Genomic DNA, 24262 nt, shown 5'->3' with positions numbered 1-24262 from the left:
ATGTACGAATCTCTGCTCAAGGTAGTCACCAGCTACGGCCTGCTCAGCGGCTTCGCCATCATCGGCATCACCATGTGGGTGTCCTACTGGATCTCCGACAAGTTCACCAAGGGCCGTTTGCACGGCTCGGCCATCGCCATCCTGCTCGGGTTGTTGCTGTCGTATATCGGCGGTGCCTATACCGGTGGGCAGAAGGGCCTGGTGGATATCCCGCTGTTCGCCGGCATCGGCCTGCTCGGCGGCGCCATGCTGCGGGACTTCGCCATCGTCGCCACCGGTTTCGGGGTCAGTGTCGAGGAGCTCAAGCGCGCCGGTGTCGCCGGGGTGCTGGCCTTGTTCGTCGGGGTGTTTTCGTCCTTCATCGCCGGTGTGGCGGTGGCCATGGCCTTCGGCTACACCGACGTGGTCAGCCTGACCACCATCGGCACCGGCGCGGTGACCTACATCGTCGGCCCGGTTACCGGTGCAGCACTCGGCGCCAGCTCCGACGTGATGGCACTGTCCATCGCCGCAGGGCTGATCAAGGCGATTCTGGTGATGGTGGCGACGCCTTTCGTCGCGCCCTACATCGGCCTGGACAATCCGCGCAGCGCGGTGATCTTCGGCGGTCTGATGGGGACTTCCAGTGGCGTGGCCGGCGGCCTGGCGGCAACCGATCCGAAGCTGGTGCCTTATGGCTGCCTGACCGCGGCGTTCTACACCGCTCTGGGCTGCCTGCTCGGCCCATCCCTGCTCTACTTTCTGATGCGCGGCCTTCTGGGCTGACACTTCGCCCGCCTTCAAGGCGGGCTTTTTTTATTCGCTCATCGTGGCGCGCCCTGCCTGTGCCAGGCGTACAGGCAGGGGCAGGCGACCTTATTCGGGCAGTTGGCAGCCCTTCTGACGCAGCGATTCGATGACCCATCTGCGGTCGTTCTGGCCGGCGGCGATGCGCTCGAGCTGCGCAATTTCCGCGCGGTTCTTGGCGTCGGCGCGTTCATACACACCGGCGACTTCGTCGTAGGGCACGCACAGCAGGCCATCGTCGTCGCCGATCAGCAGATCGCCCGGCTCGATGACCATGCCGTCGATGGCGATCGGTACATTGATTTCACCCGGGCCGTCCTTGTACGGGCCGCGATGGGTGATACCGGCGGCGAACAGGGGGAAGTCACCGGCGCGGATGGCTGCTGCATCACGGATCGCCCCGTTGATGACGATGCCGGCAACTCCGCGCGTGGCGGCGTAGGCCACCATCATTTCGCCGATCAGGGCGTTGCTCAGGTCACCGCCAGCGTCGACCACCACCACGTCGCCGGGTTCGGCGATATCCAGTGCATGGTGCAGCATCAGGTTGTCACCCGGACGGGCCTTGACCGTCAGCGCCGGGCCGGCCAGGACGCCGCCGCCATGCATCGGACGCAGACGTGAGCCACCGGCGGTCATCCGGTTCATCGAGTCGCTGACGCAGGCGACAGGAACGTGGCGGAAACGCTCGACCCACTCCGCGCTGACTTTGCGAGCGGCAGGCAGGACCCTGAATCCGATGGACATGAATTGATACCTCGTGACGATGATGGTTATGTGGTTTTATGAAATGCCATTTCATAAATATCATTGAGAGGTACGGGTATACAACAGTGCACAGGCGATTGCTGGTTCAATCTGGGTGTTTTTGGGTCGTCTCACGGGTGAAGGGCCTGTGCATGGCCGATTGTCGTCAGGAAAAAAGCACTTATTGAAATGCCATTTCTTTATGCTAGTCTGGATTGACCGTCGCCGGGCTGCCTCCCGGAAGCAGACGAACCAACAAGAACAAGGTACGCACCATGACTCGAAGCACCCTGGGCACCAGCCCGGCGCTATCGCCATCTGCCATGGCCTTTGCCGCCGAAGCGGCCGTCAAGCGCCCTGCGATCCGGCCCCATGGGCTGTCCGCCGAACTTTCCGCCCCCATCGCCGCTGACCAGTCTTGGGCTGTCACCGCCCGCCTGGGAATGGTCAGCCCTGAGTTGCCCTGCGCATCGCGCTCGCCCTTGCCGCGAAGTCACGCGCCCCGCGCCAATCGCGCAAGGCACTGACCCCGTTCGATTACAACAAGACGGCTTTTCGCGGTTGGCGGACGGCGCGCAGCTCTGCGCGGCGCTCTGGCACCTCGTCAGGCCCTGGCCATACAGACGTTGTCACGAGGAACTGATCATGGGATTCGCCAAACGCTATCTGCTTTTCAGCCTGGTACTGATCGGTAGCGCCGCTGCCGCTGTGGCGCACGCCGCCAACTGGACCGGCTATACCTATTCCGCCGTATCCACCACTGCCGCGGTGCAGGGCATGGAGCGGATTTCCCAGCGCATCAAGGCGGATACCGACGGAGACCTGTCGATCACCCTGCACCTGGGCAAGACCCTGCAGATTTCGTCGACCGATATCACGCAGGCTGCCGGTGACGGTATCGTCGATTTCGCCGCGGACCTGTTCTTCTCCGGCAACGTGCAGATCGCGCGCATCCTCAACCTGCCGATGCTGATCAACAACGCCGAGGAATGGGACAAGGCCTACAAGGTCATGGAGCCTTACCTCAAGGAGGGTTTCGCCAAACAGGGCGTGGCCTATCTGGGCAGCTACCGCTACCCGCAGCAGACCCTGTTCACGCGTTTTGAGATGCACGGCCTGGACGACCTGGCTGGGCGCAAGATTCGCGTCACCTCGCCGGAGCAGGGCGCCTTCGTCGAGGCCTTCGGTGGTTCGGCGATCACCCTGGCCGGCACCGACGTGCCCAGTGCTCTGGAGCGCGGGGTGATCGACGGTGTGCTGACGGCCAGCGCGGGTGGGGCGAAGAACTGGCACGAATTCCTGCCGAACAACTACCGCCTGCCGGTCAGCTACGCCTTCAGTGCGCTGATCGCCAATCAGGATTCCTACGACGATCTGTCCGACGCCACCCGCGCCAAGCTCGATGCCATCGTCGCTGACGAAATCATCAAGATCGACCAGGGTTTCATCGAAGACGAGGAAGTGCAGAAGCAGAGCCAGGCCAAGGCCGGGATGAAGATCGTCGAGGTCGATGCGGCGACCGTCGCTGCCGCGCAGCAGAAGCTGGCGCCGTTCTGGCGTGAATGGGCCAAAGGCGCTGGCCCGCAATACGAGAAGGTCCTCGGTGAAGTCCTGCAAGCCCTTGGTAAGTAAGAGCCGGAGCCGACCATGAGCGAAGTAGATCTGCAGGCAGGGCAGCCGGTTTCGGCTGGCCGCCTATTCGATGGCGTGGCCGCGCTGGTGCGCTTCACCACCGGCCTGGCGCTGGTCTCGCTGGTGCTGCTGGTGTGCGCGGAGATTGTTTCGCGCTCGTTCTTCAGCTACTCGCTGAAGGTCATGGAAGAGCTGGCGGGTTACCTGGTCGTCGGCCTCACCCTGTTCGGCGCCAGTCTCAGCCTGCGCAGCAATAGCCTGTTCCAGGTCGGCTTCGTTCTGCATGCGCTGCCGGCAGCTCTGCAGCGCGCGCTCAACCTGTTGTTCCAGTTGATCTCGCTGGGCGTGTGCGCGGTGCTGATCTGGCAGACCGGCAAGCTGGTGCTGAGCTCCTATGCGCGTGGCAACGTTGCCCCCACCACGCTGATGACGCCGCTGTGGATTCCACAACTGTTGGTGCCGCTGGGCCTGTCGATGATTGCCATCTTCATCATCGAACAGCTGATCGTCACGCTGCGCGCCAAGAGGGCTGAATGATGGATGCTGCCATCGCTTTCATCGTGCTGCTGGTGCTGATCATCGGCGGTCTGTGGGTGCAGTTCGCGGTCGGCGCGGCGGCGCTGATCTACCTGTTCCTGTTCAAGGGCGTTGCTGGCTGGAAGGCACTCGGCCTGGTCAGCTGGGGTTCGGCCAACAGCTTTACCCTGGCTGCCATTCCACTGTTCATCCTGATGGCCGAGATCCTGCTCGCCAGTGGCCTGAGCGGGCGTCTGTACAACGGCATCGCGCCGTTCGTTAAGCGCCTGCCTGGCGGTCTGCTGCACACCAATATCGTGGGTAGCGGCGTATTCGCCGCAGTGGCCGGTGGCAGCGCGCCGACAGCGGCGGCCATGTCTACCGTGGCCTTGCCGGCGTTGTCCGCGCGCGGTTACAACCGCCGGCTGGTGGCCGGTTCGCTGGCCGCTGGCGGCACCCTGGGGATCCTCATCCCGCCGTCGATCACCATGATCATCTACGCCACTTTCACCGAAACCTCGATCGCCAAGCTGTTCGCTGCCGGTCTGATCCCGGGCATTCTGCTCGGCGCCTGCTACAGCCTGTTCATCATGGCGCGTGCGCTGCTCAACAAGGATCTGGTGCCGCGCGACACGCAACAGCGCTCGCTGCGCGATTACCTGCAGGCATTGAGCGACGTGCTCCCCTTCGGCCTGTTGATCCTGATGATCCTCGGCAGCATCTACAGCGGCCTGGCCACCCCGACCGAGGCCGGGGCACTGGGCGTGGTCGGCGCGATGTTGATTGCCGCGCTGTACGTCGGCTGAATCTGGCCATGCTGCGCTCGGCCATGTCGCGCACCCTGCTGATGAGCGGCAACGTGCTGTTCATCGTGTTCATCTCGATGATCTTCGCCTACGCCACCGCGCTGTCCGGGGTGGGTGAACAGATGGTCGACTGGGTGGCGCAGGCTGGTCTGTCCAAGGTCGGCCTGCTGCTGATCCTGATGCTGGTGTTCGCCATTCTCGGCTGCTTCATGGAAGGCCTGGGCATGATCGCCATCATCGTTCCGGTGATTTTCCCGACGCTGATGGCCATGGGCGTGGATCCGATCTGGTTCGGCATCTTCGTTGTCGTGCTGGTGGAGCTGGGCCAGCTGACCCCGCCGCTGGGGGTGATCCTGTTCGTGGTCGCCGGTTCGGACAAGGACACCAGGGTGGAAGATGTGGTGATGGGCGTGCTGCCCTATTTCATCATCATCCTGGCCTTCCTGTTGCTGCTCATCGCGCTGCCCGACATCGCGCTGTGGTTCCCCAATCTGACCGTTGGAGGTTGATAGCATGGCCTTTCCCCATCCCGATCCGCTGTTGATCGAGGCCGAAGTCTTCACCAGTTTGCCGCCGGCGCTGCGCCGCCCCGCTGCGCGCTCCTACTGGGCCGACAAGAATCGTCGCGGCGCACCGGTGGACAGCTTTATCGAAGGGCCGTCGTTCGATCTGCAGGGCAACCTGTGGTTCGTCGACATCCCCTTCGGGCGCATCTTCCGCGCCTCGCCGGGTGGTGAGGTGGAACTGATGGCCGAGTACGACGGCCAGCCCAACGGCCTGAAGATCGATGCTCGCGGGCGCATCTTCATCGCCGATTTCCGCAACGGCATCATGAGCCTTGACCCGGCCAGCGGTCAGGTCGAGACCGTGCTCGGTGATGCCGACAGCGAAGGCTTCAAGGGCTGCAACGATCTGCACTTCGGCCCTGATGGCGCGCTGTATTTCACCGATCAGGGGCAGACCGGCCTGCAGGACCCCAGTGGCCGCGTCTATCGCTGGTACCCGGACAGCGGCCGCCTGGATTGCCTGATCGACAAGGTGCCGAGCCCCAATGGCCTAGTGCTCGATAGCAGCGGGCACACCCTGTACGTGGCGGTGACCCGCGCCAATGCGGTCTGGCGTCTGCCGCTGTCGCAGAGCCAGCGGGTGGTCAAGGCTGGGCTGTTTCTGCAGTTCTCCGGCGGCCGCGCCGGGCCGGACGGCCTGGCGCTGACCCGCGACAACGGCGTGGTGGTGTGTCAGACCGGCATGGGCCTGGTTTGGGTGCACGATGCCCTCGGCATTCCGATTGCGGTGGTGCGCTCGCCCAAGGGGTTGGGCACCACCAATTGCGCCTTCGGCGGTATCGACGGGCGCACGCTGTACATCACCGAGTCCGACTCGGGCTCCATTCTGCGCGCCGAGCTGCCGGTGGCGGGGCAGCCGATGGCCTCGGGCTGGGGCCTGCGCTAGGTCATCGTGCCGTCGCCAGGAGGGGGCGCCGCGCGCCTCATCTTCACGCCATGCGCTACAAATGTGGCGCATCCGGTCGTCGGGGCTCGATAATGCTCGGCAAACTGCTAAATCGTCTGTCGATGAGGAACTCTTGATGATCAAAACACGCCCTCGCCCGGCCGTCAGTGGCGTCGCTTCGGCCGACCGCGTTCTGACCGTGTTGACCGCGTTTCAGGTGGGTGATGTTTCGTTGGGGCTGGTCGAGCTCGCCGAGCGCACCGGCCTGAACAAGAGCACCATCATGCGCCTGACGGTATCGCTGGAAACCTTCGGTCTGATCAATCGCATGGCCGATGGGCGCTACCAGCTGGCCAGCGAGGTCATGCGCCTGAATGCCGTCTACCAGGACGCCCTCGACCTGGAGCGGCATGTCATGCCGGTGCTGCAGGCGCTGACCGACGAAACCGGCGAAACCGCCTCGCTCTACGTGCGCCATGGCGCCTATCGCCTGTGCCAGTATCGGGTCAACTCGCCGCATCGCCTGCGTCTGCACCTGCAGCCAGGCGACATGCGGCCTATGGACAATGCTGCCGGCGCCCAGGCGCTGCGTACCAGCATCGACAAGGCGCGAACCCTCACCGAGCCGTTCTACTCCAGCGGGGTCACCGACCCACATGCGGCGGCCATGGCGCTGCCGATCTTCGGCGCGGGTGATGAGATGGTCGGTGCGCTGATGATCTCCGGGCCTGCCAGCCGGCTCACCGAGGAGCGTGCCGGCATTCTGCGCGAGGCGTTCTGCAAGGCAGCGGCCGATCTGGCTCGCAGCCTGGGTTGCAAGGTCGATTTCACCTGGGGCTGAAGGCGGCTGAGCTGTCGTGGTGCGTCGGTCTGTCTGACCGCGTGCAGCCCATGAGTAAGCGGATACTCCGCGAAATGCTCCTCTGGCCCATGGCCTTGCTGAGTTAGGGTCGGCAGGCCATACGCCTTGTCATTTATCGAAATGGCGTTTCTTTTTTGTATATTTAATTGCGCTGACCTCGCCATGATCCTGGGGTTTTTGCCCGGTTTTGTCGGGATTTTGCTGGGCCCTTCTTTTGCTTTTTCTTATTTTTGAAATGGCATTTCTTTATGGTAGTCTGTCTACTGCTCCGGTGGGGTAGCCCCGCCGTTGGTGAACATAAAAGAACAAGGTACGCACCATGAATCGAAGCATCCTGGTTACAGGTCCGGCGTTGTCGCCTTCTGCCATGGCCTTCGCCGCCGAACAGGGCGTCAAGGTCATTCCGACCCGGCCTTACGCGCCGCTCGACGAGCTCCTCGCCATCATCGCCAGCGAGCAGCCGGGTGCGGCCATCGTCCGTCAGGGCAAGTTCGGTCGCGAACTGATCGACGCTGCGCTCGATCTGAAGATCATCGCCAAGCATGGTGTGGGCTACGACACCATCGACATTCAGGCTGCAGCCGCACGCAATATCCCGGTGACCATCGCCCTGGGTGCCAATGCCCAGTCGGTGGCCGAGCATGCCTTCGCCCTGATGTTCGCCGTGGCCCGCCAGGTGGCCTGGCTGGACGGCCGTATGCGCGCCGGTCACTGGGACAAGGCCACCGCCAAGGGCGTGGAGCTGTCCGGCAAGACCCTGGGCCTGGTCGGCCTGGGCTCGATTGGCGGGATCCTGCTCGACCTGGTCGCGCCGCTGAAGATGCAGGTGCGTATTTTCGATCCTTACCTGAAGCATCTGCCTGAGCGTGACAACGTCAGTCGCGAGAGCGACTTCCAGCGCCTGCTCGAAGAGTGCGACGTGATCAGCCTGCACTGCCCGCTGACCGCCGATAACCGCCACCTTATCGGCGCCGAGCAGCTCAAGCTGATGAAGCCCGAGAGCATTCTGGTCAACACGGCGCGTGGTGAGCTGATCGACAGTCAGGCGCTGGCCGCCGCGCTGCGCGCCGGCGAGATCGGCGGTGCCGGCCTGGATACCTTCGAGCAGGAGCCGCCGGCAGCCGACAGCGAGCTGTGGTCGCTGGGCAATCTGGTGGCGACCCCGCATGTGGGGGCCAACACGCAGGCGTCGCAGGATCGCGTAGGCCTGCTTGCGGTGCAGCAGATCGTCGCCCACTGGGCCGGCGAAGCGCTGGAGCCGCGCTGCGTGGTCAACCGCCACCTGCTGCCAGGGGTCTGAGCGGCACTGCGGGCCGTTGACACAAGCTGGCCCGAGCTGGCTCGCTAGCGCCCCGAACTGACACCCAGCTTCACACTGAGCGCCGCATGCGTGCGGTGTTCGCTATTCCCACAATAAAAACAAGGGAAAGCTCATGAAAACGCTGCTTGCGAAGGTTGCACTTCGCCATGGCCTTCTGGCTGCCACTGCCCTGCTGATGTCGCTGCTGCTGCCCATGGCGCAGGCAGCGGACTATCCGAGCCGAGCCATTTCGCTGATCGTGCCCTACGGCGCGGGTGGTACCACGGATATTTCCGCCCGGCGTCTGGCGGCTCTGGCCGAGCCGTTGCTGGGCCAGCCAGTGGTGGTGGAAAACCGCCCCGGTGGCGGTGGCATCAATGCCATGCGTGCGTTGGCGGCGGCCAAGCCCGATGGCTACGCGCTGATCGCCACCACCTCGTCGCCGCTGTTCGTGACCCCGGCGCTGCGTCCGGTCGGCTATGACCCGATTGCCGATTTCGTCTCGCTGATGAATTACTCCGGCCCCTATCACGGTGTGCTGGTGCGGGCCGACAGCCCCTATCACTCGCTGGATGAGCTGATCCGCGCGGCAGCTTCCGGCAAGCGCCTGACCTACGGTACGGCGGGGGCGCTGAGTGGTCCGCGCCTGACCTTCACAGCGCTGGCGCGCAAAGCCCAGGCGGACCTGCAGCACGTGCCTTTCAGCAGTGCTTCCAGTGTCACCGCGGCGCTGCTCGGCGGGCATATCGACATCGCTCTGGTGCCGGCTTACCGCGATATGGTCAGGAGCGAGCGCCTGCGTCTGCTGGGTGTGCTCGACGACAGTCGCGACCCGGATTTTCCGCAGATTCCGACCCTGACCGAGGCCGGCTATGCCATCGAATTTCCCTCCATCGTCGGCCTGATGGTGCCGCGTGGTGTGCCGCCCGAGCGCGTCGAGCGTCTGCGTGCAGCGTTCGCCGAAGCGGCGGCGTCGGAATCCTTCGCCCGTGACATGGACAAGCTCAGTCAGCCGGTACGGATCATGTCCGGCGCGCAGATGGACGAGGTGATCGAGCGCAATCTGCTGGTCTACCGCAACCTGGCCGAGGAGCTGAAACGATGAGTGCCAAGCTATCCGGCGGTGCGTCCGCCAAACCCTGCCGTTTCGGCCTGCAGAGCCTGGCTACCCTGGTCATTCTGCTGCTGGCGCTGGCCGGCTTGCTGGCCCTGCAGAGCCAGGTGCTGGTGTTCGACTTCGGCGACAGCGGCCCGGATGCGCGCTTCTTTCCACGGTTGATTCTCGCCTTGCTGGTGCTGGCCGCCGGTCTGCGTCTGTGGTTGCGGCGAAGTAGTGTCGAGGATGCCCCCGGCCCGGTGCTGCACTGGGGTCGTGTGCTGCTGATCGGCCTGCTGATCGCAGGCGCCGTGCTGGCCATGGATGCGCTGGGTTTTCTGCTTTGCGCGGCGGCGGTTGGTGTGCTGCTGGCCTGGGTGCTGGGCGAGCGGCGGCTGCTGCTAGGCGTGCTGCTGCCGCTGGTAGTGGCCGTGCTGGTCACCTTCGGTGCGCGCTACGCACTGAACATTCCCCTTCCCTGACTGGCGGAGCCTGCCATGCTTCTCGAAGCCTTTTACGCATTGTTCGACATATGGGTGCTGGTCGCGGCTGTCTGCGGTGTCGTCGTCGGCATCATCATCGGCGCCATTCCGGGCCTCGGCCCGACCATGGCCATCGCCCTGCTGATTCCGGTGACCTTCGGCATGTCGCCGGTTCCGGCGATCATCCTGCTACTGGGGGTCTACCAGGGCGCTATCTTCGGCGGCTCGATCTCCGCCATCCTGCTCAATGTGCCCGGTACACCGTCCTCGGCGGCCACCGTGCTCGACGGTTACCCCATGGCGCGTCAGGGGCGCGCCGGCCAAGCGCTGCGCGTGGCGCTGTATTCCAGCGTGTTCGGCAATCTGTTCAGCTGTGTGGTGCTGATCCTGCTGGCGCAGCCGCTGGCGGCCTTCGCCCTGGACTTCGGCCCGGCGCAGATGGCCGCGCTGATGTTCTTCGCGCTGTCGATCATCGTACTGTTCGGCGGTGGCTCGAAGCTCGACTCGGCGATCATGGTGCTGGTCGGTATCGCCGCCAGCATCGTGGGTCTCGACCCCATCGAAGGCCTGCCGCGCTTCACCTTCGGCAGCTTCGCCGCCGAGGATGGCCTGCAGCTGATTCCGGTATTGATCGGTCTGTTCGCCATGTCTGAGGTGTTGCAGCAGGTGTTCGAGCGTCGCCGTGGCGAGCGCGCGGCGGTCGAGCCGGTTTCGGTGGATAGCGGCAAGGTGGGCTTTCTGGCCATGTGGCGGATGCGCAGCACGCTGCTGCTGTCGTCGTTGATCGGCACCTTCGTCGGCATCCTGCCGGGCATCGGCTCCACCGTGCCGGCGTTCGTCAGCTACAACCTGGCGCGCTCGCGTTCGCCACGCAAGGAGGCCTTCGGCAAGGGTGAGGCAGGGGGCGTGGCCGCGCCGGAAGCAGCCAACAATGCCGTGACTGGCGGGGCGCTGGTGCCGACGCTGGCGCTGGGTATTCCTGGCGACGCGGTGACGGCGGTGATCCTCGGCGCCTTCATGCTGCAGGGCCTGACCCCGGGGCCGTTCCTGTTCCGTGATCACGGCGTGGAAGTCTATGCGATCTTCCTGGCGCTGATCCTGCTGTCGATTCCCTGCATCATCTTCGGCCTGGCGATGTTCCGTGGCGCGGTGCACGTGATCCGCATCCAGGCTCGTCACCTCTATCCGTTGATCACCATTCTCGCGCTGTTCGGCGCCTACTCGGTGAACAACAGCCTGTTCGATGTCGGCGTGATGCTCGCGGCCGGTGGTGTCGGCTTCGCCTTGCGCCGTGCCGGGTTCCCGCTGCCGCCGTTGCTGATTGGCCTGATCCTCGGTCAGTCGCTGGAGCAGAGCCTGCGTCAGGCATTGCTGGCCGGTGGTGGCAGTGCCGACATCTTCCTCAACTCGCCCATCGTCCTGGCGCTGCTCGGGGTGACCCTGCTGTGCGGGCTCGGTGCCGCCTGGCAGCACCGGCGCCAGGCCGTTCGAGGAGCTTGAGCATGCGTCCGCCCGTTGCAGCGCCGCTGTGCGATTGCCACATTCATGTGTTTTCGCCGGATCGCGTCTATGCCGAGGCCAGCTACCGGCCGCCGCGCAAGAGCATCGAGGCGTTTCGCCGGGAGGCGCAGGTTGCAGGCATGGGCCGTGCGGTGCTGGTGCAGGCGTCGATCGATGGCAGCGATAACAGCCATCTGCTCGAGGTGCTGCGCAATACCACGGATATCGAGTTGCGCGGCGTGGCGATGATCGACGAGCACAGCCAGAACCTCGCTGAGCTGGATGCTGCCGGCGTGCGCGCGATCCGCATCCAGGATCGCAGTCGTCTCGGTATCAACGACCTGCCACGCCTGCCGGCGCTGGCTGCGCGGGCGGCCGAGCAGGGCTGGCATGTCGAGCTGAATACCGAGCCGCAGCGCTACGCTGCGCTGCAGGCAAGGCTCGGCGAGCTGCCGGCAGGGCAGGCGCTGGTGCTCGATCACTTCGGCCAGATCGCTCCGGACAGCACTGCAGATCTCGCCGGCCTGAGTCGCCTGCTCGACAGCGGGCGGGTCTGGGTCAAGCTGGCGCCGACCCGTGTCAGTCGTCAGCCTGGCCGGTATGACGACCTCGCCGCGCCGTTGCGTCATCTGCTCACGCAGTACACCGAGCGCTGCCTGTGGGGCAGTGACTGGCCGCATGTGATGACGGCCGAACCGCTGCCGCAGTCAGCGGACATGCTGGCGTTTCTCCAGCGCGAGCTGGACGCGCGTCAGTTACAGGCCTGCCTGGTGGACAATCCGGCGCGACTCTATCGTTTCTAAGATCTTATTTAATAGAACGATATTTCTATTTATAGATTTTAAAGCCCGCGGCTGGAGTCGCCTTTGGCTCGCTTCAGGCGGTCGCGGCTGAGAGCATGCCGAGAAAGCACACAGTTTACGGTGCTTTTTAGAGCTATTTATCGCTGTTTGAGTGCGTGGTGACGCACTCTGCAGCATTTTTCAGGGTGTGAGCTGGGTGAAGCTGAAATGGCATTATTGAAATGACATTTCTATATGTTAGGCTTCAGCCTATTCGCGGCAGGCCTGACCTGCCCCTGGTGAAGTAGAACAACAAGGTCCGCACCATGAGTCGAAGCATCTCCCTGCCGGGCGCCTGGCTGCGTCCCTGCATCCTGCCCCTCGGCGCGACTGCGCCAGGTTTTCAGCTCCGCACCTCATTCGTCTTTTGCCTGGCGCCGCTGCCTGTGTCGGCCGCTGCCCGGCCGGCCCATGCCTATTTCGGTTCGACTGCCTGATCGGCCTGCCTGCCGATCGTCAAAACGGCGCCCCGGGTTTTGCGAGGCGCCACTGTGTAGAGAAGAAGAGCCAAGGCAGCAGTGCCGCGGCTATCAGGAAGCCCCAACGAGGATCGTCCCCATGATCGGCAAAATCACAAGAAAGCTAACCGCCAGTGCCCTGGTTGCCCTGGCCATGTCGACTCTCCCGGCTCACGCGGATGATTATCCGCAGGGCAACATCGGTTTCATCGTGCCGTTCCCGCCTGGCGGTGGCACCGATATCTCCGCGCGTCAGCTGACCCAGCAGATCGGTGAAAGCACCGGCTGGACCTTCGTGGTCGAGAACCGTCCCGGCGCCGGCGGCAACATCGGCCTGGCGCAGCTGGCCCGGGCCAAGGCCGATGGCCTCAGCCTGGCCATCGGCCAGACCTCCAACCTGGCGGTCAACCCCAGCCTGTACAAGGACATTCCCTACGACCCGCTGAAGGACTTCCGCCAGATTGCGGTGATCTCCACCCAGCCGATGGTCATCGTTACCCGCAGTGATTCGCCGATCAAGGATCTGCCCAGCTTCCTCGCCGATGCCAAGGCCGAGCCGGGTAGCCTGCTGTTCGGCACGCCGGGCTCGGGCACCGTGGCTCATCTGTCGCTGGAGCTGCTGCAGAGCAAGGCCGGCATCGAGCTGACCCATGTGCCGTACCCGGGCATCGCCCAGGCCATCAGTGACGTGATGGGGGGCGTGGTCGACATCTACATCGGCAGCATGCCCAGCGTCCTGCCACATATCCGCGCCGGCTCGCTGCGGCCGCTGGCCGTGACTTCGGCGCAGCGCAGCCCGATCCTGGCGGACGTGCCGACGGTGGCCGAGAGCGGCTTCGCCGGCTTCGAGACCGCCGACTGGAAAGCCGTGGTCGGCCCTGCCGGGCTCTCCGACGAGCGTGTTGCCCAGCTCAATCAGGTGATCAATGAAGCCCTGCGTTCGGACAAGGTGCGCAAGGCCATGGAAGCCGAGGGCAGCACCGTGCTCAACGAAGACAGCGCCTACTTCACCACTTTGCTGGGTGAGGAAATCGAGCGCTGGCGCGAAGTGATCAAGGTCTCCGGCGCCACCGTCAACTAAGGCTGCAACTGCCGGGGGCTGCCCGTCTAGCTCCTGGCCTTTCGAGGAATTCGCAATGTCACAGCGTAACTATCAGGACGCGATCAGCGGCCTGCTGATTGCGGTGTTCGGCGTGGTGATCGCGCTTTACGCGGTCAACCACTACAACATCGGCAGCATTCAGCGCATGGGCCCGGGCATGTTCCCGGTGGCCATGGGCAGCGTGCTGGCGGTGCTCGGCGCGTTGCTGGCCCTGTTCGCCTGGCTGCGTCCGGGGCTGCGCGAGGGCATGCCGGTGCAGTGGCGCCCGGCGCTGCTGGTGCTTGGCGCCATCGCGTTCTTCGCGCTGGCGGTGACCTACTCCGGCCTTATCCCGGCCGTGCTCTGCGTGGTGCTGATCTCCTCTATGGCCGATCGCAAGACCCGCGCGAAACAGGCGTTGCTGCTCAGCGCCGCGCTGGCGCTGCTCGCTTACCTGATCTTCCAGCTCGCGCTGGATATGAACTTCGACCTGTTCTGATAGGTGCCGGAATGTCCTTCGCTGACAATCTGCTGATCGGCATGGAGACCGCCTTCTCCTGGTACAACCTGTTCTATTGTTTCGTCGGAGTGTTCATGGGCACCCTGCTCGGGGTGATTCCGGGCATTGGCGTGCTGGCGGCCATCTCCATGCTGTTCCCGATGACGTTCCACCTGGAACCCACCGCCGCGCTGATCATGCTCGCCGGCATCTGGTACGGCACCAGCTACGGCGGCAGCACGGCTTCGATCCTGCTCAACGTGCCGGGCACGCCGTCCAGCGCGGTAACCTGCCTCGACGGCTACCCGATGGCGCAGCAAGGGCGCGGCGGTGTGGCGCTGCTGATGACCACCGTGGCGTCGTTCTTCGGCGGTTCGTTCGGCATCATCCTGCTGATGAGCCTGGCCTCGACCATCAGCCACTACGCCCTGAGCTTCTCCTCGGCGGAGTACTTCGCGTTGATGCTGCTGGGCCTGGTGGCGGCCTCGAACATTTCCGGCGGCTCGCTGCTCAAGGGCCTGATCATGGTGGCCTTCGGCATCCTCTTTGGCACTGTCGGCAGTGACATCTATACCGGCACGCGGCGCTTCGATTTCGGCGTGCTCGACCTGGCCGACGGCATCAATCTGGTGGCGCTGGCCATGGGGCTGTTCGGTGTCGCCGAGGTGATCGCCAGCATCGGCAAGGTCGACGGCGGCCAGGTCGATCGCAAATCCCTGCGTCTGGCGGCGATGAAGCCCACCCGTGACGACCTCAAGCGCTCCTGGTGGCCGATGTTGCGTGGCTCGAGCATTGGTTCGTTCTTCGGTACGCTGCCGGGCACTGGCCCGTCCATCGCGGCGTTTCTCGCCTATGCCACCGAGCGTCGTCTGGCCCGTGAGCCGGAGCGTTTCGGCAAGGGCGCCATCGAGGGCATCGTCGCGCCGGAGTCGGCCAACAATGCGGCCGACCAGACCGCCTTCATCCCCACCCTGGCATTGGGCATCCCCGGCAGTGCGACCATGGCGCTGATGCTCGGTGCGCTGATGATCCATGGCATCGCCCCCGGCCCCCAATTGATGACTGACCAGCCGTCGCTGTTCTGGGGCCTGGTGATCAGCTTCTGGATCGGCAACCTGCTGCTGGTGATCCTCAACGTGCCGCTGATCGGCCTCTGGGTGCGCCTGCTGATGGTGCCTTACCACCTGCTGTTCCCGGCGGTGCTGATGTTCGTCTGCATCGGCACCTACAGCGTCAACCACAGCGCCTTCGACGTGCTGGTGGTGACCCTGTTCGGCGCCTTCGGCTACGCCATGCGCGTGCTTGGCTTCCCTGCCGCGCCGCTGCTGCTGGGTTTCGTCCTCGGGCCGATGATGGAGGAGCACTTCCGCCGCGCCATGCTGCTGTCGCGTGGGGATTTCATGACCTTTGTCGAGCGGCCGATCAGCGCCACCGTGCTGGCCTTTACCGTCCTGGTGTTGCTGCTGGGCTTGCGCCCGCTGTTAATGGCCTGGCGCAAGCCCCGCTCGGCCTGACCACCTGGTGTTTTACGACTGCCGGCTATACATCCGGCATTCGGCCAGCAGCGCCAGCAGGTTCGGGTCACGCTCCTTGGCCTTGAGGAAGACCACGCCGATATGCTGCTGCAGGTGGTACTTGGCCTGCAGCGGGATCAGTTTCACCCGGTTTTCGTACACCGCCGCCACGCGCCCGGGTAGCAGGGCATAGCCGACGCCTGAGCTGACCATGCTGAGCAGGGTGAAGATGTCCTTGACCTGCATCGCCACCTTGGGCTCGAAACCGGCCTGCTGGAACACCCGCTCGCCGTCGCGGAAGGTGGCGTAACCCTGGGTCAGGGTGATGAAAGTGTCGTTGCGCAGGTCGGCCAGGTCGACTTCGGTGTGATCGGCGAAGGGCGAGTCGTTGGGCGCGGCGAGAAAGATGTCGTCGGAGAACAGCGCCAGCTGTTCGCAGTCCGGGTCGCTGATGCTGTCGTCGAGGGCGATCAGAATCGCGTCCAGCTCCATGTTCTTCAGCTTGTACAGCAGGTCGACGTTGGAGCCGAGCACCAGGTCGATGTTCAGCTCGCTACGGCGCAGCTTCAGGCCCATGATCAGTTGCGGCACGGTCTTCACCGTCAACGAGTAGAGCGCGCCGAGCTTGAAGCGTTCGGCGCCGAAGCCGGCTGCCTCACGGGTCAGGCGCACCATCTCCTGAGCGTCGTGGATCAGCTTCTGGGCTTTCTCTTCCAGCACATAGGCGCTCTCCAGCGGAATCAGGTTGCGCCCCTCGTGCTTGAACAGTGGGCAGCGCAGCGCGCTTTCCAGCGAATGGATGGCGCGGTGCACGCTGACGTTGCTGGTTTGCAGTTCGCTGGCAGCACGCGCCAGATTACCGCTGCGCATGAAGGCCAGGAAAACCTCCAGCTTCTTCAGGGTCAGTTCTTCATCGATCAGCATCGGCCAGTCCTTTTTCAGCGATGGCTGATTGTGCCGTATCCGCGTGGCGCGGCGGGGTGCGACTTTGGTTGCAGGGCCGTGGTGTCGGGAACGCCTCTTTATCTGTAATCCTAATAATGCTGATGTGATCAGTGGTCGGGGCCGCCGTATCAGCAGTCCAGTGATGACGGATTTCGCTTCTCTGCCTGCGATATCAGACCTGAAAGCCCTGCAGCCTTGATGCGCGGTGAGCTACCGGCACTACCCATCGGCGAGGCCATGGGATATTCGCGCTGGATGACGTGACGCTCAGCCTGGGGCGTCAACCAGCCTCCTCACAACCTGACACAGGAACACGCGCATGCAACTGATCTACGCCGCCGCTTCACCCTTCGCCCGCAAGGTTCGTGTGCTCGCCCATGAGACCGGCCTGCTGGAACGTATCGAGTTGCTCGACACCGCCGTACTGCCGACCACGCTCAACGAGCGGGTCAATGCGCTCAATCCGCTGGGCAAGATTCCGGTGCTGCTGAACGGAGAAGGCGAGGCGCTGTACGACAGCCGAGTGATCTGCGAGTACCTCGATACCCTGCATCAGGGCCAGAAGCTGCTGCCGGACGGGGCTTCGCGCTGGCAAGTGCTGCGCCTGGCCGCGCTGGCCGATGGACTGATGGATGCGGCCCTGCTAGCGCGTTACGAGCGCGGTGTGCGTCCGGAGCAACTGCAGTGGGCGGCCTGGCTGGATGGCCAGTTGGGCAAGGTGCAGCGCGCCCTGGCCGAGCTGGAGCGCCAGGCCGCGCAGTTGCAGGGGCCGCTCGACCTGGCGCAGATCGGTGTGGCCTGCGCCCTGGGCTATCTGGATTTTCGCTTTGCCGACCTCGACTGGCACGCCGCGCATCCGCGCCTGACCGCCTTCCAGCAGGCTTTCGCTCTGCGCGCGTCGATGCAGGCCAGCGAGCCGGTGTGAGCTTTTGTGCTCCGGCGCTGCCTTCCCGGCAATGTGCCGGCGTCCTGCTAGGCTGCATTTGGGGGGGGCGTTCTTGAGGTTGCCCGCTACCGTCCGTCGGCGGAACGAACAGTGGTGTGCTCATTTTTTGCCCTCTCGGCATGCTTCTGGCGCCCGCTTGTGGTGCGCCTTTGTTGTTGATATCAAAGGGCTATCTCAAGTGGGATGTCCGTCACATCGGGTTTCGCCGTTAATTTGACTGATTTTCGTGGTGTTCGATTTTGCGTACATCGAATGATCAAAAAATTGACATATCAAGGGCCGGTTGATTCAATGCGCAGGCTTTTTGATGTCAAGTTTCTCCTTGGTTCCCGTCTGTTGGGGCCGGTTTCCTGACGTTGTGGGGGAAGTATCATCATCGGCTTCTATCAAGCAGTAAGCGCGCATGCGCTATTTCAGTGCAGTGGGTTATGCAGGTGAAGTTCTCAACGGGAATTGCCAGACTTTTCGGTCTGGCCTTAGCATTTTTCGCTTCTACGCCATTTGCCCAACCTGCCAGCGTGGCCTTCTGGTACGCCGATCAGTTGCCCCTGCCTGAGTTGTCGCAGTTCGAGTGGGTGGTCGTCGAACCGGACCATGTATCGCCAGGCGATCTTGCTTACCTCCAGAAGCAGGGCAGTGAGGTCTTCGCCTACCTGTCCATTGGCGAGTTCGCCGGTGATGTTGCCCAGGCTGGTTTGAGCGAGGCCACCAGCGCTGTGCGCAACGATGCCTGGAACAGCCAGGTCATGAACCTGGCCTCGCCGGTATGGCGTGAACATCTTTTCAAGCGCGCCAGTACCCTGCGCCAGCAGGGTTACACGGGCCTTTTCCTCGACACGCTGGACAGTTTCCAGCTGCAAGCACAGGACCTTCAGGGTAGCCAGCGTGAGGCGCTCAAGAGCCTGCTGAGCGAACTGCATCGGCGTGAACCGACACTCAAGTTGTTCTTCAACCGTGGTTTCGAGGTACTGCCGGAACTGCCGGGCGTTGCCTCCGCGGTCGCCGTCGAGTCCATTTATGCGGGTTGGGACGCGGGCGGTGGTTACAAGGAGGTTTCGCAGGGGGATCGTGACTGGTTGTTGCCGCGCCTCGATGCGGTGCGCAAACAGGGTGTTCCAGTGGTGGCGATCGAGTATCTGCCGCCCGAGCAGCGCGAACAGGCACGCAAGCTGGCTACGCGCCTGACCCAGGAGGGCTTCATTCCCTATGTAACGTCCCCGGCGCTGGATGCCATCGGCGTTGGCGGCGTGGAAGTCCAGCCTCGGCGTATCGCGCTGGTCTACGATGCGCGCGAAGGTGAGCTCGAAGATAACCCGGGGCACGTGCACCTGGGCGGTTTGCTCGAGTATCTGGGCTACCGGGTCGACTATTGGCCGGCCGACACCACGTTGCCGCAGCGTCCTCTGAAAGGGCTCTACGCCGGTATCGTGGTGTGGATGACCAGCGGCTCGCCAGTGGATCGCGATTACTTCGAGAACTGGTTGGGCCAGCGACTCGATGAGCAGGTACCGCTCGCCTTTATGGCTGGGATGCCCACCGAAAACGACAGCCTGCTGGACCGTCTGGGCATTCGCACGCGTTCGCAGCCGGTCGGCCAGGATGCTGTGCTGCTGTCCCATGACGCTGCGCTGGTCGGTGGCTTCGAAGCTCCGCTGCGCTTGCGCACGCGGGATGTCCCGCCGCTGACCGTAACCGCCCCCGAGCGTACCCAGGCCGCGCTTTCCCTGCAGAGCGATGACCGGGTCTATGTGCCGGTGGCGACCGGGGACTGGGGCGGCTATGCGTTGGCGCCTTATGTGTTCGAAGAGGGGCTCGATCATCGGCGCTGGGTGCTCGATCCCTTTGCCTTCATTTCCCGTGCCTTCAAGCTGCCGGCGTTGCCGCGTCCCGATACCACGACGGAGAACGGCCGCCGCATCGCCACCGTGCATCTGGATGGCGATGGCTTCGTGTCCCGCGCCGAAGTCCCCGGCTCACCTTACTCGGGTATCCAGGTACTTGAGGATTTCATCAAGCCATACCCACTGCTGACCTCGGTGTCGGTGATCGAGGGCGAAGTCGGCCCACGCGGCATGTACCCGCATCTTTCGCGCGAGCTGGAACCCATCGCCCGCGAGATCTTCGCCAACCCCAAGGTCGAGGTCGCCAGTCATACCTTCAGTCACCCGTTCTTCTGGCAGCCGGAAAAGGCTACGAAACGGGAGAACTTCGAGGCGGAGTACGGCTACATGATGGCCATCCCGGGGTACAAGACGCTGGACATGCAGCGCGAGGTCGTCGGCGCGCGTGACTATATCAATCAGCGCCTGACCACCCCGAAGAAGCCAGTGAAGATGATCTTCTGGTCCGGCGATGCCATGCCCAGCGCCGAAACCATCAAGCTGGCCTATGACAGCGGGCTGCCGAACGTCAACGGCGGCAACACCGTACTGACCAAGGCCTATCCCTCGCTGACCGGGCTCTATCCGCTGATCCGACCGACCACTGGCGGTCTGCACTTCTATGCCCCGGTGATCAACGAGAACGTCTACACCAACCTGTGGACCGGGCCGTACTACGGCTTCCGTGACGTTCAGGACACCTTTGCACTGACTGACAGTCCGCGCCGCCTGCGTGGCTTCCACCTCTATTACCACTTCTACTCGGGGACCAAGCAGGCCTCCATCCGGGCCATGCGCCAGATCTACCAGACCATTCTCGATGGCCAGCCGCTGTCGTTGTGGATGAGCGATTACATCAAACGGGTCGAGGGGCTGTACCGCGCGAGTCTGGCCATGCGCAGTGACGGAACCTGGCAGGTCAAGGGCCTGGTGGGCATGCGCACGCTGCGTCTCGATCCTTCCCTGGGCTGGCCTGATCTGGCTCGCTCCCAGGGGGTTGCCGGTGTGCGTGATCTAGCACAGGGGCGTTATGTCCACCTGACCGGCGCCGATGCGGTGCTGGCGTTGCGTGAGACCCGTGACCCGCGTCCTGCGTTGGAAGAGGCCAATATTCCACTGACCGGCTGGCGTTATCTGGATGACAAGCGCGTGACGTTCTCTTTCCAGGGTGAGTTCCCGCTCAGTTTCAGCGTGCGCTCGGCCGGAGCGTGCCACGTGACGGCGGGGGGCGGCCGGTTCAGCGGTACGCATGACAATGGCGTATGGCATTTCGAATTGCCGATGAGGCAGGTGAGCGATGCACAACTCGTCTGCAACTAAGAAGAACGTACCGCGTACGCGCTTGCTTAACCCCTGGATGATCCTGCTGGTTGCCGGGTTCGTGGTGGCCTTGCTGGCGCTGTCCTACAAGAGCGAGGAGGTGTTCCTGCCGAGCGCGGACGATACGCCGGACGCCGTCGCCATCAGCTATACCGAACTGCTGATCAAGGCTCACCCGGAAGACGACAAGCTCAAGCTGCGCCTGATCGATCAGCTGATCCAGGTCGGTGACTTCACCCGTGCTCGCGAGTACCTCGAACAATTGCAGGGGCGCCTGCTGGCCGTTACCCCCTTCTACTCGGCGATGCTCGATGTGCTGCGTGCCCAGGCAGACCCTGAAGGGATCAGCGACGAGCAGCGCGCCGCGCTGGTAGACGAACTGCGTAGCCTGAAAATCGCCGATCTGGACAATGGCATGCTGGAGCGCCTGGCGCGCTACTCGCTGGAAATCGGCGGGCTGGATGTCGCCGTAGTGGCGTACCGGGAGCTGGCCGAGCGCGACAGCGAGCGGCGCAAGCACTGGCTGGACGAGGCGGCGATCTGGAGTCTGGCCAATAACGACCAGAGTGGCGCGGCGCAGATCTACCAGCAGCTGGCGACCGAAGAAAGCGACCAGCAGGCGCGCATGGGCTACCTGCGAGAAGCGTTCGATGCCCTGCTTGCGGCGGGTCATCCCGATCAGGCGGCGCAACTGCTGGCTCAGCACCTGGACGAACTCGACGCGCAACAGGCATCCCTCGACTGGCTGGCAGCCGGTGTCGATGCTGCCCAGGGTGGGCTCCGTTATGACCTGGCGGAGACCTTCATTCAGCGCTGGCTCAGCCTGAAGAGGGATGACCCGCGTGCACTGACCGCCGATTTCCACCTCAGCCTCGCCTCCGGTGCGGTCGACCGGGCGTGGCAGTTGGCGCCTGAACTGCTGGCGCTGACGCCCGATGACTATGACATGGTGGCGGAAGTTGCGCGCCTGGCCGAGTGGACCGGGCACACCCAGCAGGCGCTGAGTTACTGGATGCAGATGCTGGCGCAACGTGAAGATCCGGAGCTGCGTGACCGGGTCTGGCGTTATGCCCTGCAACTGTTCGATTTCGATCAGGTGATCGCAACGCTTTCCACTATCGAGGCGCATCGGCAGATGAGCGATGTGGAAATCGATACCCTGGTCTACAGCCATGAAACCCGAGGCACTCCAGAGCAGGCTGAAGCCTGGCTGCGGGCCTACCTGCAACGCTATCCCAACCATCTGTTCGCGCGTCAGCGCCTGCGCATGCTGCTGGAAAACACTCAGCAGTTCAGGAAAGAGGTCGAGCAGTGGCAGGCCCTGGCTGCCCGCGGGCCGCTGACGATCAAGGAGCGTATCCGCTGGGCCAAGGTGCACTGGAATCTGTTCGAGCCGGACCAGGCCTGGCAGGTACTGACGGCGGCCGACTCACCCGAGGTCGACGATCCCGAGTTCTGGAAGCTGCGCGCCAATCTGGCCTGGGAGCTCGAACAGGATGCAGAGGTGCGCGCTTCGTACGATCATCTGCTGAGCCTCAACGTGGCGCTGGGCCTGGAGGATGAGGACCGCCTGATTCGTCTGTACTGGGATCTCGATCCCAAACGTTCCCTGCAGATTCTGGTCGATAGCTGGCAGCGCACCGGCAGGGTCACGCGTCTGATCGTCGCGCTGCAACTGGCCGAGACGTTGCGTGACTGGGACACCTTGAGATCGCTGCTGGCCGACGCGGAGAAGTCGCCCAACGGACGCGACAACTCGCAGTACTGGATTGCCCGGGCCGCGCTGGCCTCCCAGGACGGCAATTACGACCAGGCACAGGCCTACTACAAACAGGCCCTGGCACTGTTCCCCGACGACAATCTGGTGCGTCAACGCATCCTGTGGTTCTACATCGACAACGCGCAGCGGGACTCGCTGGCGCAACTGTTGCCGGAATGGCGCGCCCGGGCCGTCACGGACAGCCGGCTGTGGTTGCCCTATGCCACCGGCTACATGTTGCTCAACAACACCCAGGAAGCCTTGCGCTGGTTCCGTCAGCACCTCAAGTCCAATCCAAGCGATCGCCTGGTGCTCGCGGCCTATGCCGATGCTGCCGAGGCCGCTGGCTACGAGGACCTGGCCTGGCGTCTGCGCCGCCAGCTGCTGCGTGACTTCAATCTGCAGCGTGTCACCTCGACCCCCGAGGGTTATGCCATGTACCTGCGTCTGCTGGCTGGTTCGCAGGGTACGCTGACTTCACTGGCACAGGCCAAACGTCTGTGGAACGGCGAGCCGGCGACGTTGCAGCTATGGTTCGAACATTTCCTCGAGCGCCTCGACGCTGGTAACCAGTCGGCGCTGAAGGACGACTGGCTGGCCTGGGGCGCGGCACGCGGTCTGAAAGCCGGCAACTATGACGAGATCCAGCAGGCGCTGCGCAACGACAACCACGCGCAGATGCAGCGCCTGCTCGAGCATGGCGGGCTCGATGCCGCGCATACGGTGGAAGTACTCTCGCGTCTCGGTCATGAGGGTGAGGCACTGGCCTCGGGGCTCAGCAGTCAGGGCGATGAGCAACCCGATTCGATTCGCCAGCAATTGCTCTACCAGACCACCGGGATGCTCGAGAGCTCACCGCAGGGCCTGCAACTTGGCTGGCGCAAGACGGACTACGGCGACCTCGACTTCAAGGGACCGCGCCTGCAGGTGGCCCGTCACCTGGGTGACGACTGGTATGCCGATCTGCAGCTCGAGCAGGGGCGCTACAACAGCTCGAACCTGAACAGCGCGGTGCTCGGCAACGAGCGCAACGTCAAGCTGGAAGCGCGCCGCAAGTTGGATGATGGCGACCTGCGCTTGATCGTCGACAGCAGCCTGCGTGACGACTATGACCGCCACGGCCTGGGTATCGAGCGCAGCTGGCGCCTGAGCTCGCGTGATGAACTGGGGTTGGCTTTCGACTGGCATCGTGAGGCCGAGGACACCGGCCTGCTGCGTGCTTTGGGCATGCGCGATGGCGTGCGTCTCAGAGGGCAACATGGTTTCTCTGCGCGTGACCAGTTGACCTGGTCGCTGACGCACAATCGCTATAGTTCCAGGCAGGGCGACGCCATTGGCAGCGGCCAAGGCGCATCGCTGGAATGGGGCCACATGGTGTTCTTCGATGACCCGTCCTGGTTGCTGCGTTCCGGTGTGGATTACCAGCGCAACAGCGCGAAGAGCACGGTTGCCGATGATCTGCTCAGTGCCAATGGCGGTGCCTACATTCCGTTCGACGATGATCCCGAGGCGACGATTCGGGGCGACGAACTGCTGCAGAGCCGCTATGGCCAGCTTTATGTCGCCAGCACCTGGCGTCGTGGCTTCCCTGGCGCCCTGAACAGAACCCGGCCGCAGTTCACCTGGATGATCGACACCGTCGCTGGCTGGCAGTGGACGGAGCGGCAATTCAACTACGGCATTAACGTTGGCGTCGGCGTCGAACTGTTCGGCGACGATGAATTGGCCCTGACCCTGGGTTACCAGTCCGCGCCCAGAGGCGGGGAAGGTGATCCCGGTGGTTCGCTCGGTATTACCTACAGCACCCGTTTCGGGCGCTAAGCAAGGATTCTCAAAGGA

Annotated in this window: 20 protein-coding genes; 18 read left to right on the top strand and 2 right to left on the bottom strand. The window is 63.7% G+C overall.

Translation table 11 applies throughout. The features are described 5' to 3' along the window. Positions 1-765: a malonate transporter subunit MadM gene (gene madM, locus ACN8M7_RS05245; RefSeq protein ID WP_061237374.1), complete on the top strand. Its 765-nt coding sequence runs from the start codon at positions 1-3 to the stop codon at positions 763-765. 90 nt (positions 766-855) lie between these two features. Here madM and ACN8M7_RS05240 read toward each other — a convergent pair whose 3' ends face one another. Beyond that, on the bottom strand, positions 856-1533 hold the full coding sequence (locus ACN8M7_RS05240; protein WP_061237177.1) for an RraA family protein: 678 nt from the start codon (positions 1531-1533) through the stop codon (positions 856-858). 645 nt (positions 1534-2178) lie between these two features. Between ACN8M7_RS05240 and dctP the strand changes: the two genes are divergently transcribed. The 14 genes from dctP (at position 2179) to ACN8M7_RS05170 (ending at position 15573) form a co-directional block, all read left to right on the top strand. Beyond that, positions 2179-3165: a TRAP transporter substrate-binding protein DctP gene (dctP, locus tag ACN8M7_RS05235; protein WP_490260006.1), complete on the top strand. Its 987-nt coding sequence runs from the start codon at positions 2179-2181 to the stop codon at positions 3163-3165. 15 nt (positions 3166-3180) lie between these two features. Further along, positions 3181-3702: a TRAP transporter small permease gene (locus ACN8M7_RS05230; protein WP_490260005.1), complete on the top strand. Its 522-nt coding sequence runs from the start codon at positions 3181-3183 to the stop codon at positions 3700-3702. Beyond that, positions 3699-4487, top strand: coding sequence for a TRAP transporter large permease (locus tag ACN8M7_RS05225; protein WP_490260004.1), 789 nt, complete (start codon positions 3699-3701; stop codon positions 4485-4487). Before ACN8M7_RS05230 ends, ACN8M7_RS05225 begins: the two co-directional genes overlap by 4 nt. An 8-nt stretch (positions 4488-4495) precedes the next feature. Next, positions 4496-4996, top strand: coding sequence for a TRAP transporter large permease subunit (locus tag ACN8M7_RS05220; protein WP_490260003.1), 501 nt, complete (start codon positions 4496-4498; stop codon positions 4994-4996). A 4-nt stretch (positions 4997-5000) separates the two neighbouring features. Further along, positions 5001-5939, top strand: coding sequence for an SMP-30/gluconolactonase/LRE family protein (locus ACN8M7_RS05215; protein ID WP_490260002.1), 939 nt, complete (start codon positions 5001-5003; stop codon positions 5937-5939). A gap of 136 nt (positions 5940-6075) precedes the next feature. Continuing rightward, positions 6076-6780, top strand: coding sequence for an IclR family transcriptional regulator (locus ACN8M7_RS05210; RefSeq protein WP_061237185.1), 705 nt, complete (start codon positions 6076-6078; stop codon positions 6778-6780). 340 nt (positions 6781-7120) lie between these two features. Next, entirely contained in the window at positions 7121-8101 is a 981-nt protein-coding gene (locus ACN8M7_RS05205; protein WP_490260001.1) for a hydroxyacid dehydrogenase, read from the top strand. A 133-nt stretch (positions 8102-8234) separates the two neighbouring features. Further along, positions 8235-9206, top strand: a complete 972-nt coding sequence (locus tag ACN8M7_RS05200) for a Bug family tripartite tricarboxylate transporter substrate binding protein (protein ID WP_490260000.1) — start codon at positions 8235-8237, stop codon at positions 9204-9206. After that, positions 9203-9679 (top strand): tripartite tricarboxylate transporter TctB family protein, encoded by a 477-nt coding sequence (locus tag ACN8M7_RS05195; RefSeq protein WP_490259999.1) that lies wholly within the window; start codon positions 9203-9205, stop codon positions 9677-9679. The genes ACN8M7_RS05200 and ACN8M7_RS05195 overlap by 4 nt, the downstream gene beginning before the upstream one ends. A 15-nt stretch (positions 9680-9694) precedes the next feature. Continuing rightward, on the top strand, positions 9695-11179 hold the full coding sequence (locus tag ACN8M7_RS05190; protein ID WP_490259998.1) for a tripartite tricarboxylate transporter permease: 1485 nt from the start codon (positions 9695-9697) through the stop codon (positions 11177-11179). Positions 11180-11181: 2 nt separating this feature from the next. Then, positions 11182-11982, top strand: a complete 801-nt coding sequence (locus tag ACN8M7_RS05185; RefSeq protein WP_061237194.1) for an amidohydrolase family protein — start codon at positions 11182-11184, stop codon at positions 11980-11982. A 597-nt stretch (positions 11983-12579) separates the two neighbouring features. Beyond that, positions 12580-13560 (top strand): Bug family tripartite tricarboxylate transporter substrate binding protein, encoded by a 981-nt coding sequence (locus ACN8M7_RS05180; RefSeq protein WP_490259997.1) that lies wholly within the window; start codon positions 12580-12582, stop codon positions 13558-13560. A 55-nt stretch (positions 13561-13615) separates the two neighbouring features. Then, entirely contained in the window at positions 13616-14059 is a 444-nt protein-coding gene (locus ACN8M7_RS05175; RefSeq protein ID WP_490259996.1) for a tripartite tricarboxylate transporter TctB family protein, read from the top strand. An 11-nt stretch (positions 14060-14070) separates the two neighbouring features. After that, on the top strand, positions 14071-15573 hold the full coding sequence (locus ACN8M7_RS05170) for a tripartite tricarboxylate transporter permease (protein WP_061237200.1): 1503 nt from the start codon (positions 14071-14073) through the stop codon (positions 15571-15573). A 12-nt stretch (positions 15574-15585) separates the two neighbouring features. Here ACN8M7_RS05170 and ACN8M7_RS05165 read toward each other — a convergent pair whose 3' ends face one another. Further along, complete coding sequence (locus tag ACN8M7_RS05165; RefSeq protein ID WP_490259995.1) at positions 15586-16497, bottom strand: LysR family transcriptional regulator; 912 nt, start codon at positions 16495-16497, stop codon at positions 15586-15588. 340 nt (positions 16498-16837) lie between these two features. Here ACN8M7_RS05165 and ACN8M7_RS05160 point away from each other — a divergent pair, with 340 nt between their 5' ends. From ACN8M7_RS05160 to ACN8M7_RS05150, 3 genes are all read left to right on the top strand, one after another. Beyond that, positions 16838-17443, top strand: coding sequence for a glutathione S-transferase (locus ACN8M7_RS05160; RefSeq protein ID WP_490259994.1), 606 nt, complete (start codon positions 16838-16840; stop codon positions 17441-17443). Between the two features lie 449 nt (positions 17444-17892). Next, positions 17893-20664 carry a bifunctional glycoside hydrolase/polysaccharide deacetylase family protein gene (locus ACN8M7_RS05155; protein WP_490259993.1) on the top strand — a complete coding sequence of 924 codons (2772 nt, stop codon included), beginning with the start codon at positions 17893-17895 and terminating at the stop codon, positions 20662-20664. Next, positions 20642-24244 (top strand): tetratricopeptide repeat protein, encoded by a 3603-nt coding sequence (locus ACN8M7_RS05150; protein ID WP_490259992.1) that lies wholly within the window; start codon positions 20642-20644, stop codon positions 24242-24244. Before ACN8M7_RS05155 ends, ACN8M7_RS05150 begins: the two co-directional genes overlap by 23 nt. Positions 24245-24262 lie beyond the last annotated feature (18 nt).

The sequence above is a fragment of the Pseudomonas spartinae genome, assembly GCF_965197125.1.
GTDB lineage: Bacteria > Pseudomonadota > Gammaproteobacteria > Pseudomonadales > Pseudomonadaceae > Aquipseudomonas > Aquipseudomonas composti_A.
The sequence above is the reverse complement of the archived record's forward strand: the minus strand, read 5'-3'. Positions and strand labels throughout refer to the sequence as shown.

Coding starts and splice junctions, on each gene's coding strand:
- ACN8M7_RS05170 (WP_061237200.1), top strand. CDS start 14,071: ATGTCCTTCGCTGACAATCTGCTGATCGGCATGGAGACCGCCTTCTCC.
- ACN8M7_RS05240 (WP_061237177.1), bottom strand. CDS start 1,533: ATGTCCATCGGATTCAGGGTCCTGCCTGCCGCTCGCAAAGTCAGCGCG.
- ACN8M7_RS05220 (WP_490260003.1), top strand. CDS start 4,496: ATGCTGCGCTCGGCCATGTCGCGCACCCTGCTGATGAGCGGCAACGTG.
- ACN8M7_RS05215 (WP_490260002.1), top strand. CDS start 5,001: ATGGCCTTTCCCCATCCCGATCCGCTGTTGATCGAGGCCGAAGTCTTC.
- ACN8M7_RS05175 (WP_490259996.1), top strand. CDS start 13,616: ATGTCACAGCGTAACTATCAGGACGCGATCAGCGGCCTGCTGATTGCG.
- ACN8M7_RS05155 (WP_490259993.1), top strand. CDS start 17,893: ATGCAGGTGAAGTTCTCAACGGGAATTGCCAGACTTTTCGGTCTGGCC.
- dctP (WP_490260006.1), top strand. CDS start 2,179: ATGGGATTCGCCAAACGCTATCTGCTTTTCAGCCTGGTACTGATCGGT.
- ACN8M7_RS05180 (WP_490259997.1), top strand. CDS start 12,580: ATGATCGGCAAAATCACAAGAAAGCTAACCGCCAGTGCCCTGGTTGCC.
- ACN8M7_RS05185 (WP_061237194.1), top strand. CDS start 11,182: ATGCGTCCGCCCGTTGCAGCGCCGCTGTGCGATTGCCACATTCATGTG.
- ACN8M7_RS05150 (WP_490259992.1), top strand. CDS start 20,642: ATGCACAACTCGTCTGCAACTAAGAAGAACGTACCGCGTACGCGCTTG.
- ACN8M7_RS05200 (WP_490260000.1), top strand. CDS start 8,235: ATGAAAACGCTGCTTGCGAAGGTTGCACTTCGCCATGGCCTTCTGGCT.
- ACN8M7_RS05225 (WP_490260004.1), top strand. CDS start 3,699: ATGATGGATGCTGCCATCGCTTTCATCGTGCTGCTGGTGCTGATCATC.
- ACN8M7_RS05160 (WP_490259994.1), top strand. CDS start 16,838: ATGCAACTGATCTACGCCGCCGCTTCACCCTTCGCCCGCAAGGTTCGT.
- ACN8M7_RS05230 (WP_490260005.1), top strand. CDS start 3,181: ATGAGCGAAGTAGATCTGCAGGCAGGGCAGCCGGTTTCGGCTGGCCGC.
- ACN8M7_RS05205 (WP_490260001.1), top strand. CDS start 7,121: ATGAATCGAAGCATCCTGGTTACAGGTCCGGCGTTGTCGCCTTCTGCC.
- ACN8M7_RS05195 (WP_490259999.1), top strand. CDS start 9,203: ATGAGTGCCAAGCTATCCGGCGGTGCGTCCGCCAAACCCTGCCGTTTC.
- ACN8M7_RS05165 (WP_490259995.1), bottom strand. CDS start 16,497: ATGCTGATCGATGAAGAACTGACCCTGAAGAAGCTGGAGGTTTTCCTG.
- madM (WP_061237374.1), top strand. CDS start 1: ATGTACGAATCTCTGCTCAAGGTAGTCACCAGCTACGGCCTGCTCAGC.
- ACN8M7_RS05210 (WP_061237185.1), top strand. CDS start 6,076: ATGATCAAAACACGCCCTCGCCCGGCCGTCAGTGGCGTCGCTTCGGCC.
- ACN8M7_RS05190 (WP_490259998.1), top strand. CDS start 9,695: ATGCTTCTCGAAGCCTTTTACGCATTGTTCGACATATGGGTGCTGGTC.